Annotated in this window: 19 protein-coding genes; 8 read left to right on the top strand and 11 right to left on the bottom strand. The window is 60.8% G+C overall.

What is annotated here, in order from left to right:
- Positions 1–230 precede the first annotated feature (230 nt).
- Together NLM33_RS00320 and NLM33_RS00315 are read right to left on the bottom strand one after the other, a co-directional pair.
- On the bottom strand, positions 231–527 hold the full coding sequence (locus tag NLM33_RS00320; protein WP_254093680.1) for a hypothetical protein: 297 nt from the start codon (positions 525–527) through the stop codon (positions 231–233).
- A gap of 9 nt (positions 528–536) precedes the next feature.
- A complete protein-coding gene (locus NLM33_RS00315; protein WP_254093679.1) occupies positions 537–1,544 on the bottom strand; it encodes a chemotaxis protein CheB in 1,008 nt (335 codons plus the stop codon).
- Between the two features lie 86 nt (positions 1,545–1,630).
- Here NLM33_RS00315 and NLM33_RS00310 point away from each other — a divergent pair, with 86 nt between their 5' ends.
- Both NLM33_RS00310 and NLM33_RS00305 read left to right on the top strand, forming a co-directional pair.
- Positions 1,631–2,035: a response regulator gene (locus tag NLM33_RS00310; RefSeq protein ID WP_254093678.1), complete on the top strand. Its 405-nt coding sequence runs from the start codon at positions 1,631–1,633 to the stop codon at positions 2,033–2,035.
- 57 nt (positions 2,036–2,092) lie between these two features.
- Positions 2,093–2,275: a hypothetical protein gene (locus NLM33_RS00305; RefSeq protein ID WP_254093677.1), complete on the top strand. Its 183-nt coding sequence runs from the start codon at positions 2,093–2,095 to the stop codon at positions 2,273–2,275.
- 409 nt (positions 2,276–2,684) lie between these two features.
- Here NLM33_RS00305 and NLM33_RS00300 read toward each other — a convergent pair whose 3' ends face one another.
- Positions 2,685–3,590 (bottom strand): LysR family transcriptional regulator, encoded by a 906-nt coding sequence (locus tag NLM33_RS00300; RefSeq protein ID WP_254093675.1) that lies wholly within the window; start codon positions 3,588–3,590, stop codon positions 2,685–2,687.
- 173 nt (positions 3,591–3,763) lie between these two features.
- Here NLM33_RS00300 and NLM33_RS00295 point away from each other — a divergent pair, with 173 nt between their 5' ends.
- From NLM33_RS00295 to NLM33_RS00270, 6 genes are all read left to right on the top strand, one after another.
- Entirely contained in the window at positions 3,764–4,717 is a 954-nt protein-coding gene (locus NLM33_RS00295; protein ID WP_254093673.1) for an ABC transporter substrate-binding protein, read from the top strand.
- A 56-nt stretch (positions 4,718–4,773) separates the two neighbouring features.
- Positions 4,774–5,568 (top strand): ABC transporter permease, encoded by a 795-nt coding sequence (locus NLM33_RS00290; protein ID WP_371930097.1) that lies wholly within the window; start codon positions 4,774–4,776, stop codon positions 5,566–5,568.
- Entirely contained in the window at positions 5,561–6,340 is a 780-nt protein-coding gene (locus tag NLM33_RS00285) for an ABC transporter ATP-binding protein (protein WP_254093670.1), read from the top strand. The genes NLM33_RS00290 and NLM33_RS00285 overlap by 8 nt, the downstream gene beginning before the upstream one ends.
- Positions 6,341–6,432: 92 nt before the next feature.
- A complete protein-coding gene (locus tag NLM33_RS00280) occupies positions 6,433–6,930 on the top strand; it encodes a DinB family protein (RefSeq protein ID WP_254093669.1) in 498 nt (165 codons plus the stop codon).
- 114 nt (positions 6,931–7,044) lie between these two features.
- The gene (locus tag NLM33_RS00275; protein WP_254093668.1) at positions 7,045–8,181 is read left to right on the top strand and encodes an aminotransferase class V-fold PLP-dependent enzyme; all 1,137 of its coding nucleotides are present in this window, start codon (positions 7,045–7,047) and stop codon (positions 8,179–8,181) included.
- Between the two features lie 142 nt (positions 8,182–8,323).
- The gene (locus NLM33_RS00270) at positions 8,324–8,548 is read left to right on the top strand and encodes a hypothetical protein (protein ID WP_254093667.1); all 225 of its coding nucleotides are present in this window, start codon (positions 8,324–8,326) and stop codon (positions 8,546–8,548) included.
- On the opposite strand, the gene NLM33_RS00265 is transcribed toward NLM33_RS00270, so the two are convergent.
- From NLM33_RS00265 to NLM33_RS00230, 8 genes are read right to left on the bottom strand one after another with little or no spacing between them, the layout of a single operon-like run.
- Complete coding sequence (locus NLM33_RS00265; RefSeq protein WP_254093666.1) at positions 8,545–9,159, bottom strand: histidine phosphatase family protein; 615 nt, start codon at positions 9,157–9,159, stop codon at positions 8,545–8,547. The genes NLM33_RS00270 and NLM33_RS00265 overlap by 4 nt on opposite strands.
- Before the next feature lie 26 nt (positions 9,160–9,185).
- Positions 9,186–10,340 carry a CaiB/BaiF CoA-transferase family protein gene (locus tag NLM33_RS00260; protein WP_254093665.1) on the bottom strand — a complete coding sequence of 385 codons (1,155 nt, stop codon included), beginning with the start codon at positions 10,338–10,340 and terminating at the stop codon, positions 9,186–9,188.
- 32 nt (positions 10,341–10,372) lie between these two features.
- Positions 10,373–11,059: a nitroreductase gene (locus NLM33_RS00255; RefSeq protein ID WP_254093664.1), complete on the bottom strand. Its 687-nt coding sequence runs from the start codon at positions 11,057–11,059 to the stop codon at positions 10,373–10,375.
- Positions 11,056–12,093, bottom strand: coding sequence for a phosphotransferase family protein (locus NLM33_RS00250; protein ID WP_254093662.1), 1,038 nt, complete (start codon positions 12,091–12,093; stop codon positions 11,056–11,058). The genes NLM33_RS00255 and NLM33_RS00250 overlap by 4 nt, the downstream gene beginning before the upstream one ends.
- Positions 12,094–12,098: 5 nt before the next feature.
- Positions 12,099–13,343 (bottom strand): acyl-CoA dehydrogenase family protein, encoded by a 1,245-nt coding sequence (locus NLM33_RS00245; protein WP_254093660.1) that lies wholly within the window; start codon positions 13,341–13,343, stop codon positions 12,099–12,101.
- A gap of 45 nt (positions 13,344–13,388) precedes the next feature.
- Positions 13,389–14,174, bottom strand: a complete 786-nt coding sequence (locus NLM33_RS00240) for an SDR family NAD(P)-dependent oxidoreductase (RefSeq protein ID WP_254093658.1) — start codon at positions 14,172–14,174, stop codon at positions 13,389–13,391.
- A 10-nt stretch (positions 14,175–14,184) separates the two neighbouring features.
- Positions 14,185–14,946 carry an SDR family NAD(P)-dependent oxidoreductase gene (locus tag NLM33_RS00235; RefSeq protein WP_254093656.1) on the bottom strand — a complete coding sequence of 254 codons (762 nt, stop codon included), beginning with the start codon at positions 14,944–14,946 and terminating at the stop codon, positions 14,185–14,187.
- Positions 14,943–16,601: an AMP-binding protein gene (locus NLM33_RS00230; protein WP_254093654.1), complete on the bottom strand. Its 1,659-nt coding sequence runs from the start codon at positions 16,599–16,601 to the stop codon at positions 14,943–14,945. The genes NLM33_RS00235 and NLM33_RS00230 overlap by 4 nt, the downstream gene beginning before the upstream one ends.
- Positions 16,602–16,655 lie beyond the last annotated feature (54 nt).

Below are 16,655 nucleotides of genomic sequence, written 5' to 3'. Positions count from 1 at the left end.
CGCTTGCGCCGTTCAATCCCGCAGCGCAACCGTTGTCTGGCTCCATGAGGCGGGTCATACTCGCCCGGTGGCGCTGGAACCGACGATGCAAATATCCGAAGAACTCGCCGCCCTGATCAAGCGGGCCGAGGGAGCTACCGCGACCGCCCTCCGGCTGCTCGACGAGAACGACCGGTGGCGCCAAAGCGTGGTGCGGAAGCTCGCCTACATGTTCGAGCTCGGCGCCGAATTCAGAAAACCGCGCGTCGGCCTCCCCCTGGCGACTCCGGATCGACCTGCTCACGAAGATAGATGACCCGCTGCTCGATCAGGGTGCGGTGGCGCTCCCACTCGACCACGGTCTGCTTGAGGAGGTCAACGAGCCGCTCGGCCTGGCAGATATCGTGGCCGCCAGCCTGAAGGTAGCGCACCCGGTCTTCCTGGTCGCGGATCCTCTGCCAGCCCTCCTCAATGTCCCGATCGGCCTTGACGAGAAGACGCTGCTCAGCGTTGAGCTGCTCGGTACACTCGGCGAGGGTCAGGGCCATGGGATGCCTTTAAGCCTTCCGCTTGCGAGCCGGAGGGCCAAGCGACTGTAGCACGACGCGGCGGATCAGGTCGGCATATTCGCGATATTCGGCAGCCCGCGTGTCGTACATCTCGGCGACCGCAGACCGGCCGCCTCGCCGGCCATCGGAGGCCATGCGCTGCACCAGCTCCGCCCGCTCCTCGATGATGCGTAGCGCAACCCGCAAGGCTTCATCCACGCGCCCCTCCTGCTCCCTGGCAAGGGTGTCGGCGATGTAGGCATGACCGACCTGGCAGCGGAAGCGCATCGGGCGTGATCCCTTCACCTCGGACAGAACGTCACCGCAGCCCGGGCAGGTCAGCGCGACGGGATCGGCCATTGTGGCAAGGCTGTTAGTGCCGATCCGATTACCGGCCGCAATCTCGACCTCGAGCCTGATGTCCGCCGGGATCGGCAGCGCCACTCCGGCAGGTTCTCTGACGAGATCCGACAGGACGTCGCCAATCGCTGTACCGGCCATGCAGAGATCGATGGTGGTCGCCACCAGAGCGCGCCTTGGCATTTCGTCGGCAATCGCATCCGACGGCTCCTGCACGAGAGTGATCCCGCCACAGCGCTTGATGGCATTGAGGCCAGCCGCACCGTCCGACAACAGGCCGCTCAGGACGACGCCGATCACACGCGGACCGTGATGCAAGGCGGCGGAGCGAAACAGGGCATCGATCGCCGGCCGCGCCATGTTTTCGCGCGGACCGCGCCCGAGCAGGACATGATCTCCGGACAGCAGCAGATGGTGGTCCGGCGCGGCAATATAGACGTGGCCGGGCTCGATCCTCATGCCGTTCTCGGCCTGACGGACCGGGAGCTTGCCGGCGCTGCTCGCGACCGTGGACAGGATCCCGATGCCCTGCGGCGGTATGTGCAGTACGATGAATATGGCGGCCGGCAGGTCCACAGGGAGGCGGCCCAGGATTTGTTTCAATGGTGCGGTTGCCCCCGCCGAGCCCCCGATGACGACGATGTCGCGGTTGCTCATGGAACCCATCTTCGATTGCATCGTTTGGATCAAGGCGGCTCCCTGCTTTATGTTCCTAATGGCCTGGAGGGAGCGCTGGAGGCATCATGTCGGAATCGCCAACCTTGTCCCGTCAGCGCGCTCCGCTGGCGAGCCGACGGATTCTCGTCGTCGAGGACGAATATTTCCTCGCCGATGACATCGGCAAGACGCTGCGCGCGCTCGGCGCGGAGATCGCGGGGCCGGTGGGTTACATCGAGGATGCAGTCGAGATTCTGTACGACGGCAGCGCCGTGGATGCCGCGGTGCTCGACGTGAACCTTCGCACCGGGATGATCTATCCCGTTGCCCGTGCGCTCAGAGCGCGCCACGTGCCGTTCGTGTTCACCACGGGCTACGACAGGATCTCGATCATTTCCGAGTTCCAGGACGTGCTGCTCCTGGAGAAGCCGATCGATCTCGCGGCGATGGCCCGGAAGCTGGCTGCGCTCATTGACGGAGCGAGGAGCTGACATGCAACGACGCATGATGCCCGGACCGCTGATCGCCACGACATGAAGAGACATCCGATGATCTACGCACCTAACCACGCGCTGGACACGAAAATCCTGGCGAGTTCGCGCGAGCTGGTTCGCGAGGCGCTCGCCCTGCTGCGCAACAGCGATCACCTCGTAAGTCGCCTGCGCCTGCGTGATGAGGTGGGGCGCCCTGCACTTCCGCGCAGCGAAGGTCAGCCGTCCGGTAACGCCTGACCTGAGCACTCACGGCAAGTTGACAGCTATAGCAGGTGAGCGAAGGCGAGCCAGGCGGTCACCGCCAGGCACAGAACAACCGCGGCGTAAGGCAGCGCAGCGCGCAAGATTGCCTCCGGACCCATCAGCTCAACATCATCCAGACAATCGCGCCCGTCATCACGAGAAAACCCGTGATTGCAGTCGCGACGAAGGCCTGTTCCACGCGATCCATCGCCATGGCAGCCCCCTTTCCAGCCGGGTCAGTGTGACGGGCTGAAACGTTCCGCGCATTAGTGTATGTGAATCGGCAGAGCCTGCCTTTTTCGGCAGGCCTGAGCTGCGGCCGTGCCGCAGGAGCAATGCGGCGTTACGATTTAGCTATTCAGTAATTTCTCTTGGTCGGAATTACGACCACCACCTAAGCGTTCTATTCGACGACGGGATCATGCCGCGCCAAATGATTGCAAAGCTGGTCCGCAAACTTTGCGGCAGCCACCGACAGCGCGCGCCCTCGCAGTTGCCAGAGCACGATCTGAATGAGCGGGAGATCCCGCGTATCTATTGGCCTGGCGTAGATGCGGCGGTCGTCCCGCGGGACGGCGCTCAAGGCATGAAAGGTCACGGCTTGCTCACGCATGATGTAGTTGCGCAGGAACTCCAATGAACCTGACTCGATCTGCACGTTGGTAGAGATCTGCCGCCGAGATATCGCCTGGTCCAACATGTGACGGATGGCCAGAGTCTGGTCTGGCATCGCTGCGGGAAAGGCAAGACAATCTCGCAAGCGTACTGAGCCGGGACGTGCCAAGGGGTGGTCGGCACGAAAAACTGCGCAAAGCGGCTGGTCGGTCGCGAGCAAAACGCGCATGTCCGCCACCAGCGGCGGATTCAGTAGAAGCGCAAGGTCCGCCTCAAAAGTGCTGAGGGCAGTAGCTCCAAGTATATGGTCGCGAACGACGATCGAGAACGTCACCTGCGGGAATTTGGCGCGATAGCCAGCGACCTCATCGGGAAGAACGTTGTCCACGAAGGCCTGGCTGCAAGCTACCGCCACGTGCCCCCGTCGAATCCCGGAAAGGTCTGCAATCTGAGATTTCAGCCGTTCAAAGTCCGCGCTCTGATCGCGGATGTGTCGGATCAGCAGCTCCCCGGCGGAATTCAACCGCATTCCCTGGGAGAGCCGCTCAAATATGGGCGTGCCCAGTTCATCCTCAAAGTCTTGAATTTGCCGGGTTAACGCCGATGGCGTGATGTTCAAATGCTCGGCAGCACCCCGGATCGAGCTGCGGCGAGCAACCTCGGCAATATATCGGTGAATCTTCTGGTGACGCATGAACGCCATCGGCCCAACTAGCCCCCTGTTGCATTTTTAGCAACAGAACGGTCAGAATCAAGCACTGGTTTGCAACGGCGCAATAGCTATCGTCCAGCCAACTCCAAACGCCCGACGAAACCCGCCACTCCCTGCGTTCCGGCGGCTGGCGCCTTCATCAAAGGAAAGTGGCTATGCGAAGCGTTCTTCACCGCCGACAAATTCTTGCTGGGTTAGGTGCAGTGCTTGCAACTCCTGCCGTTGTTCGTGCTCAAGACGCCACCGTAATTCGGGTGGGCGCGCTCAAATTGATTCATTCGATCGCTCCGTACTTCTATGAGCGCTTTGCACCGGCCGGCTTCAAAATTGAGGTCCTTCCTTTTGAAACGCCGACCGAATGCAAGACCGCCGTCGTCACGCGGTCCGTGGATTTCGGCAACTTCGGTATTGCTGCCGGCGAACTTGGCGCCGCGGCCGGCGAACCAATCGTGTTGATTGCGTCGACGTGCAATCGCGGCATGGCCATCATTTCGAAAAAGGACAGCTCAATCCTCGCGCTCAAGGACCTCAAGGGCAAGCGCGTGGCGGTCTTCCCAGGAACAACGCAGGAAGTGTTTTTCCTCGAGCGCTTGCGTATGGAAGGCATGTCCATCAAGGACGTCGAACCGGTCCGGGTCTCCTTTAGCGAAATGCATATCGCACTCGCGCGCGGCGACATCGATGCATATGTCGGCGCTGAACCAGGACCTGGCGTTTCGTTGTCCACCGGCATTGGTCAGCTCGTCGAGTATCCGTATTCAACCGCCATGGGGGCGTTGAACATTGTGTTCGGCACCCATCGCGACATCATCAGCAACAAGCCTGATCTTGTTCGTACGATGCTGAGTATCCATCAGCAGGCAACGGATTTTGCGACCAAGAACAAGGATGAAATGGTCGCAATGGCTTCCGCCAAACTGGGTCAGAAGAAGGAGGCGATCGAAGCCTCCATACCTAACGTAGAGCTGACTTGGCGATTTGGTCCAACGCAAATCCAGCAGGCGAAAATCTATGCTGAGCACATGTTAGCGCTCAAGCAGATCAAGCGGCTGCCCGACTTCGGCACCTTCATCGATACCAGCTTCGTTGACGCATTGAGGCCCCTATGAGCAGCATCGTCATGTCGATTTCTGAGAAGGCAGCCGGACAGCAGCGCCAGCGAATTATGCCACCTGCGGTCTTGGGGCGCGTCAAGACGTTCGCACAAGCGCTGGTCTTACCTATCGTGCTTCTTGCGATCTGGCATTTCGTGACGGTCGGGCGCCCAGCAAGCCTCGTCCCGCCGCCTACGGAGGTTTGGCTGGAACTTCGAGATCTTGCCGTCGGCGGAATCAATGACGACGCCTACAGCGGCACGCTCATGACCCACCTTATCGCATCGGTTAGCCGGGTGCTCGGCGGATTCAACCTCGCGCTCATCGTCGCGCTTCCGCTTGGGATGCTGATCGGACGCATAGAGCTTGTCCGGCGCTTCGTCGAACCGCTGCTGCAAATCTTGCGCCCTATTCCGGTCACAGCGTGGCTGCCGCTCGCGATGATCATTTTTGGACTGGGACCTCGCTCAGCATTCTTCCTGGTGTTCCTCGGCGCGTTCTATCCCATCTTGTTGAATACCGTCTTTGGTGTGCGTTCGGTCGAGCCTCGTCTCTTCGAAGCGGCGTCCATGTTGGGTTGTCAGGGAACGGCGCAGTTCTTCCGTGTTGTCCTGCCGGCCGCCCTGCCCTCGATCTTTGCGGGTCTCCGCTTAGGCCTGGGCTTTTCATGGGTGGTCATCGTTGTCGGCGAAATGACGGGTGTACCCACGGGCTTGGGCGCCATCATCATGGAAGCGCGTCAACTATCTCGGACCGAAATCGTCATCTGCGGAATGCTTGTTATCGGCGTCTTTGGCTTCCTGTCCGATCAAATCGTCATGCTCATCGGCCGACGCTTGCTTGCTTGGAGCCCTTCTCGTGTCTAACAGCGCGCTTCCCATTCTCGAAATCAAGAACGTCAACAAGACGTTTGCCCTCAACGGTCAATCGATCGAAGCATTGCGCAATGCCAACCTGACGGTTCGCAAAGGTGAGTTCATTTGCCTCATCGGCGCGTCCGGCTGCGGCAAGTCGACCTTGCTGCGCATGGTGGCTGGATTTGAAACGCCGACCAGTGGCGATGTCCTCATGTGGAGCATGCCGGTAGCCGGCCCCGACCCATCTCGCGGGATGGTGTTTCAAGATTACGGGCTTTTTCCGTGGCTCACTGTTCGGGACAACATCGGTTTCGGACCAAAATCGCGGGGGCTCGCCACCAAAGAAATCAAGGAGACGACGGAGAAGTTCATCGAGCTGGTCGGCCTGCAGCGCTTTGCTAACGCTTACCCTCACCAGCTTTCCGGCGGCATGAAGCAACGCGTGGCGATTGCCCGCGTTTTGGCCAATGACGCGGAAGTGGTGCTGATGGATGAGCCGTTTGGCGCCCTCGATGCGATGACTCGCGAACGCTTGCAGGATGAGTTGGTGGAACTCTGGTCGCGCACCAAGCTGACGGTACTGTTCGTCACCCATGCCATCGAGGAAGCGATTTTTCTCGCGGACAGGGTCGTCGTCATGTCGCCCGGTCCGGGCCGGATAGACAACGAGTATGTCATTGACTTGCAAAGACCCCGAGAAATCGCGAGCCCGGAATTCAACCAATGGCGTGGCATTTTGTCGAGCAAGCTTCACAGCCATCACGGCCGGAAAGTCGCGTAGCCGATCGCATTGAACATCCCGGCTTGTCCTCCGATGCTTCCTGGGGGCCGCTCGCGAGGCCGCAGGCCTCGACTGAACGAGGACCATCCAATATGTTGACGACTGAAACTGCTGTAATGCTGGCAAACTACGGCGATTGGGCTGATCAGGTGTTGTTTAGGGCAATGGCTGAACTGCCGGAAGGTGCTGTCAGCCGGAAACGCCAAACCCTTTTTGGCTCAATGATCGGCACGCTCAACCACAACTATGTGGTGGATTTGATATGGCGCGCCCATCTCTTGGGCGAGGAGCACGGCTTTTCGACCCGCCGCGACATGCTGCATCCAGACCTGGGCGAGCTGATAAAAGCGCAAACCGAAATCAATCGCTGGTACATCGACTGGGCCAAAGGCCAGAACGTCGACAGCCTGAACGAACGCTTGAAGTTCAAGTTTGTGTCGGGCAAAGCCGCGGAGATGACGCGTGTCGGCATGTTCTTGCATGTCGTCAACCACAAAACCTATCATCGCGGCTGGGTGAGCGAGATGTTTTTTGACTCGAACGTCAATCCGCCAGAAACCGACCTATGTGTCTTTCTGTGCGAAAATTGATGGTTCGGGCACGGCTTGGCGTTGCGTTTGCCAATTGTCCGAGTGAACTGGCTTCCTCCATCCCGAAAGCCCTAGAGGTCACCAACCAGTCGTTGCTCGAAGCGGGACTTCCACGTGATTGATGATCAGAAGCTAAGCAGCATCCGAAGCGACCTTCCATTCCTTGCGAAGGGCATCTACGTTGACAATGCGTCGGTTTCACCGATTTCAAGGCGCGTTCAAATCGCAAGCGAGCAGTACAACAATATCATCGCGGAACAGCTGCGCGATGCCAGGACGATTGCACAACCGCATTTCGAAAAGGGGCGCGCGCTCGCAGCGAAGCTGGTCGGCTCCACGGCGCAGAACATTGCTTATGTGCAAAACACGTCTCACGGCCTATCCCTTGTAGCGCTCGGTCTTGATTGGCGACCCGGAGACAATCTGGTCGTTTGCGCGCAGGAGTTCCCGTCAAACTATCTCTGCTGGACACGGTTGGCCGCGAAGGGTGTTGAAGTCCGTCAGATATCTTCACCTGACGGGACCTTATCCCCGGACCATTTTCGGCAGGCAATGGATCGCCGGACTCGGCTCGTCGCAGTGAGTCACGTGCAATTCTTTAGCGGTTTCCGGGCTGATCTAGCTTCGTTTCGAGACCTCTGTTCTGAATACGGCGCTCTGCTGATTGTCGACGGCACCCAGTCGGTTGGCGCTCTCAAGCTCGATGTTGAAGCAATGGGGATCGACGTCCTTGTGGCGAGTGCACACAAGTGGCTGATGGGTCCTCGCGGGATTGGCTTTGCCAGCTTCTCCAGCCGCGCACTCGAAGCGATTACGCCGGCGATCGTTGGCTGGATGAGCGTGAACGATCCGTTCGAGTTCAAGCGGACGCTTGACTACTTGCCTGATGCGCGACGTTTCGAGTCGGGCACTCCGAATGCAGCCGGCATCTTCGGACTTGCGGAGCGCCTGGCAGAGATCGACGAGCTTGGGATCGAATGGATCGAGGACAGAGTTCTCCAGCTCAACGAGTTGCTCTCGGAACGTGCCCTTCGGCAGAGCATCTTGCCGGTCTACCGATTCGAACGACGATCACGATCGGGAATAGTGCTTCTTGAGAAGCCCGACATTGCAGCTTCCTCCATGCTCGCAGCGCTCAACAAGGACCGCATCTACGCCAGTATTCGCAACGGCGCGATCAGGGTCTCGATGCACTATTACAACACGGTCGATGAGGTTGAGCGCATCATTTGCGCCATGAACTCAGCATAGAGTCTCCCTTTGAGATTATTGGAGACTTTTCGATTGTCAGAATGGTCGCGGGATTGCCATCAACCTTCCATTAACCACGCGACGCCAACCTGCCCCCAAACGAGGGAGCTCCCAATGGCAATGTTTCGAATTCAGCTCGCCGATGCCGAGCGTAACCGCGGTGCTGAAGAAATGTGGGGACGAACTGACCCGGGAGAACCCCATCCGCCAGGCGACCTCGCTTCACGGCACAAGAATGCCGCTGATGCTCCCCGGCGTCTCGATCAGCACCGCGCCCGGAGACCACACGCCGTTCAAGATCCTCCGTATCGCCAAGTTCGACGGAACGAGCTGGGCGCTGTCCGGCGATCCCATCTCGGCGGATTAGCACCCCGCTCCGGACTGAATTCGCTGGTCGGCCACGCATTCGACAGTCATCTTGTCGATGGACGTGCCAGAGATGCTTGTCACTGAGCAATGGCCGATCACGAGCGTCGCACGATCCTTCAGCCCGAGTGCGTGTTGAAGGATCACCTTGATTGGCGTGCCATGGCTGAAAACAGCGATGGTACCCGTATCGGACGCCAATAACTCGGCGAACGCCCTGAGGACGGTCGCGCGGAATCTCTCCTCGCTCAGTCCAAAATAGGCGATGGGTGATGCGAGGAATTCATGCCAGCGTTCTGGCGTCTCGCGTTTGATCGTCTCAGGGGAACGATAGCGGTCGGTGCCGCGGTCCACTTCGGCAAGACCATCCAGAACTTCAATTGGCAGGCGAAGCCGATCCGCCAACGGTTGCGCGGTCTCGTAGGCGCGCTGCTGTGGGCTTGACACAATGCGGTCGATGCCCTCGGCAATAAGCTGTGTGGCCAGCCTGGCCGCTTGTTGGCGGCCTTCCATCGTGAGGGGCGGATCGGCAGGCTCGACGGGGTGATCCTCGTGCGGAGCACCATGCCTGACAATGATCAGCTTTGTCTCGCCTGTGCGCCTGCTAGTCACTGTATGCTCTCCCCGCAAAGGTCCGGCTATTTGGCCTGCGCTATTGCTCCGCTGCGCTCGAGTGCGCCGATCTCATGCTCAGCAAGCCCCCAATCGGCCAAGGCACTACGGCTGTCACGGCCCGGCGTCGGAGGTGGCCGGTGAAGTTCGGAATGTGTGCGGGAGAAACGCGGTGCAGGGCTCGGGTGCCGCACGCCGTCGAATGTCGCATATGCGTTTCGCGCTTTCATCTGCCGATGCGACGGCGCCTCGTCGACCGTCAGCACCGGCGCGAGACAGGCATCGCGGCCCATCGCTGCAGCGACCCACTCATCGCGCGTTCGCTGAGCGAAAATGCCGGCAAAGCGCTCACGCATGTGTGGCCATGCTGAACGATCGTTCTGATCGGGCAGTTTTTCGGTGCTGAGGCCCATAACGTTCAACAGATTGGCGTAGAAGTGCGGCTCTATCGCTCCGACAGCGACGAATTTTGCGTCATTTGTCGCGTAGGTACGATAAAATGGCGCCCCACCGTCGACGATGTTGTTCGTCCGCTCCGCGGTCCAGCTTCCCTGCTGGCGGAATGCCTGAAACGCCGACATCAAATGAGTCACGCCATCGATCATGGCGACGTCGACTGTCTGCCCCTGCCCCGATCTACCCGCCTCCATTGCTGCCGAGAGCAACCCGACCACCAGATAGAGCGCGCCACCGCCAAGGTCAGCAACGAGATTGAGTGGAGGCGGCGGCGGCCGATCGCTATCGCCTAGGCTGTGTAGGGCGCCAGTTAACGCGAGGTAGTTGATGTCGTGTCCCGCCTCCTGCGCCAGCGGCCCCTCCTGCCCCCAGCCTGTCATGCGGGCATAAACGAGCCGAGGATTAGCCGCGTGGCACGCCTCCGGACCCAACCCTAATCGCTCCATCACCGTTGGACGAAACCCCTCAATCAGCGCATCCGCCTGCGCCACAAGTTTCAGCACCGTTGCAATCGCCTCCGGCTTCTTGAGATCGAGTGCCACTGAGCGCTTGTTGCGATTGTAGAAGTCAAATTGGGCGGGCAGTTCCGGTTCAACGCCCGGTTTCGCGATGCGGTCAATGCGCACCACATCCGCCCCGAGGTCGCCGAGCAGCGCCCCGGCAAAGGGTGCCGGTCCGATACCTCCCATCTCGATGACACGAAAGCCTTGCAAGGGACCAGTCAAGACGAACTCCGTTCGATACTCTGCTGATCGGCTCAGCGGTGAAAGTGCACGACGTCATCCACCTGGGCCCGCTCGACGCGCGCCCCGTTGGCTTTAACCTCGTTGTCCTCATAGCCAAACGAGATGCCGAACAGCAGCTTGAAATTGCTGGGAATTGCGAGCTGCTCGCGGACGATGTCTGGAAACAGGCCCAGCGCGCCCTGCGCGCAGGAACCGATCCCTCGTGCAGTCAGGGCCAGCATCAGCGTCTGCGCATACATTCCGATATCGGTTGCCTCACGCGTGTCGAACGGCTCCTGCATGAAGATGAGCACGGCGTGGGGCGCGTCGAAGAACGCGTGGTTGCGAATATAGGCGAGCTTCCGCCCCACCGTATCGTTCCGCACCACTCCCATCGCCCCGTAAAGCGCCTGCGCCGCCCCAACTTGGCGTTCGCGATAGATTCCAACAAACTTGCCGTCGGCCGGCCAGTCCGGCTTGATCGGCTCGTCGCGCATTCCGGCGGCAACCAGCGCTTCGCGAAGGCGCCTCAGCTTGTCGCCGGATACGACATGCGGCGTCCAGGGCTGAACATTGCAGTTCGACGGCGCGAACTGTGCAAGCGCGAAAACCTCGCGCAGGGTCTCTTGTGGCACCTCTCGCGGAAGGAACCCGCGAACGGACCGCCGAAGGCGGATCGCCTCGTCGAGATTCATCGTTGGCCGCTCCGCGATGCTCATCGGTCGCTCTCGATCAACGCCATCCCCCGCGTCGCATAGGCGCGCGCGAGACGTCGTCCCACATTCGTTGCATCGGGCAAAACGTTGTTACCGAGATCGCCACGCGCAGCTACGCCAGCGCTGCCAACAGCGCCGCGGAACATCGCAAAGACCTGGTGGAAGACCGTCAGGCGCTCGGTCGCCGCCGCGCATTCGTAATAGCATTCAAGATACTCCCGCTCGTTTGGAATACCCATCTCTTCGAGCGGCAACCCGAGCAAGCCTCCGTTCTCATCCGGTGCCATACGCCAGGCCTGACTGTTGAAGGCGAGATCCACGAGCGGATGACCGAGTGTCGACAATTCCCAGTCGAGCACACCGATGACCCGAGGCTCGAGCGGATGGAAGACGACATTCGCCATGCGGAAATCCCCGTGGCACAATGTCAGGGTCTCGCTCACGGGCACGCGCTCGCCGAGCCAAAGCACCATTTTGTCCAGCGCCGGATTGTCCTCATCGCCCTTGCGATATTCGCTCCACAGCTTGGACCAGCGATTGAGCTGGCGCGCAAAATAGTTTCCAGGTCTGCCGTAGTCGCCGAGGCCCAGACCGGCGAAATCCAGCTTGTGAATCTCCGCCAGGGTCATACACATCGAGCGATAGCAAGCTGTGCGCTCCTCGCGCGAGAATCCCGGCAACGCATAGTCATAGACGACCCGTCCCTCCAGCCATTCCATGAGATAGAAGGGCGTACCAAGGATCTCCCGATCCTCGCAGTACCGAAGCGGTTTGGGGGTCGGGACTGCGCTATCCTGGAGGGCTGCAAGTACGCGATATTCGCGGTCGATGGCGTGAGCCGACGGCATCAGGACACTGTTGGGCTGCTTGCGCAGCACGGCACGCCAATCGCCACGCGTCACGAAATAGGTGGGATTCGACATTCCGCCGGTGGTGCGTGTGACATCCGTGGTGGCAGATCCGCCCAGCCAGTCCCTCAGATAGGAATCCAGCCTTCGCAGGTCGAAATCCGGGCCATCGCTGACGTGTGCGTTCATCACGTTCAGCTCGCGCTCTTGCCGCTGAAGCCGAACAGATATTGCGCCACTCGGCGCATCTGTACTTCCTCGGTTCCCTCCGTAATGCGGTAGCGGCGATGGTGGCGGTAGATATGCTCGAAAGGTAGCGCGCGGCTGTAGCCCATGCCGCCATGCACCTGCATCGCGCGATCGGCAGCCTCACAACACAACCGGTTGGCACGGAAATTACAAATCGAAACCATATCGCTGATCGTGAGCGGGTTCTGCCGATCCATCTGCCACGCAGTTCGGAAGATGAAATTTCGCAGCATCTGGTATTCCGCCCAAAGCTCGACCAGCGGAAACTGCACGGCCTGCTTCTTGGCAAGCGGCTCGCCGAACGCGACACGCGATCTCGCGTATTTGACGGCCTCCTGGATGCAGTAGCGCGCGGCACCCGCGCTGGCCGCCGCTTGCCGGATGCGGTTCTCGTGCACGAAGCGTTGGGCGACGACGAGGCCCTCGCCCTCCCTGTGCAGGATCGCGCTGTCGGGCACCCGCACATTGACGAGCTCCGTCTCTGCGTGATCGCTCGGCATGTTGAAGGTCCAGTGATTGTACAACACGTTATGGCCGGTCGTGTCGGTCGGCACGATGAACGCCGTGATGCCTTTGGCCTCCCCCGGCTTGCCAGAGGTCCGGGCGAACACGAGATTGGCATGCGCCCGCGCGACCTGGCTGTTCCAGCGCTTGCGGCCGTTGATGACCCAATGATTGCCGTCGCGCACACCTGATGTCTCGAGCCAGGTCGCATCGCTGCCGTGTCCCGGTTCGGTCAGGCCAAAAGAGAGATGCTTCTTTCCCGTGATGATGCCTTCGATATAGGTTTTCTGCTCTTCGGTCCCATAATCAGCCAGTGCCGGGATGATCGGAAAATTGCCGACGATCGACGATTCATCCTGCAGATCATTGTGCAGACCAAGGCCTTTGGCCGCCAGATGCTCGCGGATTGCGGCGATCGCGAGATTTGAAGCACCTTGTCCACCGCACGATTTGGGCAGGCCGTAACGCAGATGCCCGGCCTTGTCGGCACGACGCTCCATCTCGCTGATCAATGCCCGCCATTCATCCCGGGGACGGCCGTCATTGTCCCAATCGGTGCGCGCATTCTCGCGACGGTGATCGAAGAACTTGATGTTGTCGCGCTCAAGCGGCTTGATCTCGGCTTCAATGAACGCATCGAGCTCAGCGAGCTTATCGGTGATCTCCTTCGGGAGTTCGAAATCCACGGCGCCTCTCCTGTCTCTGTTGTTCTTGTTGAGCCGCCCGCGCCGCTAGAGCGCAATCCAAGCATAGGGGTGCGTGCTGCTGACGCCACCGTCGACCGACAGCAGTTGCCCATCCACATACGAGGAATCGTCACTCGCCAGAAACGCGGCCGCCGCCGCGATTTCCTCGGAACGGCCCGGGCGCTTCAGCGGCGTAACGTGGCCGAGCTTGGATTCGACGCCGCGCGCGCGCGCATCCTCGAAAACCTTGCGCGTCAGCTGGGTCTCGACGAGACCCGGCAAAACGGCATTCACGCGGACGCCGGTGCCGGCAAAGGCATTGGCCGCCGTCTGCGCCAGATTGTTCACCGCAGCCTTGCTTGCGCTGTAGGAGATTGCGCCGGCATTGGCGCGCGATGATGCTGCCGACGAAGTCAGAATGATCGAGCCATAGCCTTGCGCCGTCATGTGGCGACCGGCGTATTTGATAGCGAGGAAGCAACTGATCGTGTTGATACGATAGACCTCGGACCATTCCTCCACCGTCTGCTCCAGCAGTGGCGTATTGGTCCCGGTCACACCGATATTGGCGAAGAAGATCTCCAGCCCGCCGAGCTCCGAAACGCAATGCGACACGATCGCAGCCACGTTCTCCTCGACTGCGGCATCCGTGATCATGGCAGAGGCGATCCCGCCTTCGCTGCGGATCGCCGCAGCCGTCTCCTCCGCATTACCCGCGCGGCCGACAACGAGCACGGCTGCACCTTCGCGCGCGAAACGGATGGCACTGGCGCGGCCGATGCCGCTTCCGCCGCCGGTGACGACCGCGCGCTTGCCTTCGAGACGCTTCATGCGCTTTCTCCTATTTTGCAGGAACGGTCCAACCACCATCTGCGGTGATGACCGCGCCCTGGATGTAGCTTGCGTCGTCGCTGGCAAGGAACGCTGCCAGAGCGGCGATTTCCTCGGGCGCACCGAAGCGCCCGGCCGGCATCTCGGCCTGCCGCGCGGCGATCGTCGCCTCGTCGAACTGCGCGATCGAGGCTGGCGTTCCGATCATGCCCGGCGCGATCACATTGACGCGGATCTTCTTCGCCGCAAGCTCGATGGCTGAGGCACGGGATAGTCCGACGACGCCGGCCTTCAGCGCGGAATAGGCGATAGAGTCCTTCGCCGGATGAAACGCCGACACCGAGCTTAGATTGACGATCGAGCCGCCGCCGCGTCGCACCATCTGCGGAACCACGGCCTGCGTCGCCCAGATCAGGCCATACACGCCGACGGCAAACATCCGCTCTACCGTGTCGACCGAGATCTCCGATAGCGGCTCGAAGCGCGCAAACACGGCGTTGTTCACGAGTACGGCCACCGGCGCATCGAACTCGCGTTCGATGCGGCCGAACATCGCGTGAACGGCCTCGCGCTGTCCGATATCGACCTCGTAACCTCGCGCATCGAACCCCATGTCTTTCAGACGGCCGACCGCCGGCTCGAGGCGGCGCGCGCTGATATCGACACAGGCCAGTCGCCCGCCCTCCTGGCCGAACCGCTCTGCGATCGAGAGGCCGATGCCGCGCGCTGCGCCCGTGACGACGCAGACTCGGTCCTTGAGACGTGCGTTCATGCGCTCGCTTTCTGGGCCGCCTCGGCGAATGCCTTGGCGATCTCGCGAAGCTGATATTTTTGCACTTTTCCAGCCGGCGTCTTCGGGAGATCGGCGACGATTTCAATGCGCTCCGGCCAATATTGCTTGGCGACCTTGTGCTCGGCCATATGGGCCTGCACGGTCGCCAGGTCGAGCGCCATGCCGGGGCGCAGAACCACGAATGCGCAAGCGCGCTCCCCGAGCCGCTGATCCGGATAGCCGACGATCGCGACGGAGAGCACGGACGGCAGCTTGAACATCAAGTTTTCGATATCGAAGACGGGAACGTTTTCGCCGCCGCGAATGATGATGTCCTTGATGCGGCCGTCAATCCGGATGTAGCCCTCATCGTCCATATAAGCCATGTCGCCGGTATCGAACCAGCCGTCGGCGTCGAACGGCTCCATGTCCCCCCTCTTGTAGTAGCCGAGGAACATCTGAGCGCCGCGGACCTTGAGCAAACCGCGCTCTCCGACCGCAGCCGGAGTGCCGTCCATGCGCAACACCTTGACCGCCACGCCCTCAACGGGACGCCCATCTGTTTTCGAGGATTTCTCCAGCGCACGCTCGGGCTCGGTCAACGTGCTGGAGAGCGATTCCGTCATGCCCCAGAGCGAGCAGACTTTGAGGTCGAGCTCTCGATAGGCGCGATCGATCAATGCTGGTGGGATCGGCGCACCCGCGCAAAGAAACTTACGCAGCTCGGCGGGCTTCGCCGCGCCCGCCGCAACGGCCTCACACATGTCGGCCAGGAACGTCGCAGCACCGGCCGAATAGGTCACGCCCTCCTTCGCCATGATAGAGACGCCACGCTTTGGCTCCCAGATGTCCTGGAAGATGACGGTGGCGCCAATCTTCAGACCGAGCAGCATGCCAGCGGCAAAACCAGTCATGTGTCCGAGCGGCGAGCAGACCAGCATCGTATCGGAGGCATCAAGGCGGAAGCGCCCGCCGAGTCCGATGCAACAGCCCATCAGTGTGTTGAGGCAGTGCATGACGCCCTTCGGCGAACCGGTAGTTCCCGAGGTGAACATCAGCACGGCCATCCGATCGGCCGGCAGGGCGCCGATCTCGCCGACCGGCGGCGGCCCAAGGCGCTCACTGCCAGACAGCAAGACTTGCTCGAAGCCATTTGATCCCTCGCCATCGACGACGATAACCTGCGCGAGCTTCGGCAGCCCTGGCTGCAGAGAACGCGCCATCGCCTCGTGATCAAACCCGCGGAACAGTTTGGGGACGACCAGCAGCTTTGTCTCGGCAAAGCCGAGCATGTAGTTCAGCTCGTGCTCGCGGAAGATCGGCATCAGAGGATTGACGACCGCGCCGACGCGGAACGCTGCCAGCGCAATGACCGCGAATTGCCACCAGTTCGGCAACTGAACCGATACGACATCGCCTGGACCAACGCCCAGACGTCGCAGCGATGCGGCCGCGCAGGAGATCAGGTCGCCGAGTTCGGCATAACTCAGGCGTTTGGCCGTGTCGCGATCGGCACGATCCGCCATCAAAGCGAGCTTGTCGGGCGTGGCGGCGATCGTCTGCTGCAGGAACTCGTCGAAACTCTTGTCGACCCAGAATCCGCTGGCACGCATTGCGCGCGCATGCGCCACGGGATCGAAACGATGCTCGCTCATGACGTTGCCTCCATGACGATTGATCGATGCACTTGACGGCATATTAGTTCGCTA

The organism is Bradyrhizobium sp. CCGUVB1N3 (genome assembly GCF_024199925.1).
Taxonomy (GTDB): domain Bacteria; phylum Pseudomonadota; class Alphaproteobacteria; order Rhizobiales; family Xanthobacteraceae; genus Bradyrhizobium.
This window is presented reverse-complemented; position numbering and strand designations above follow the sequence as displayed.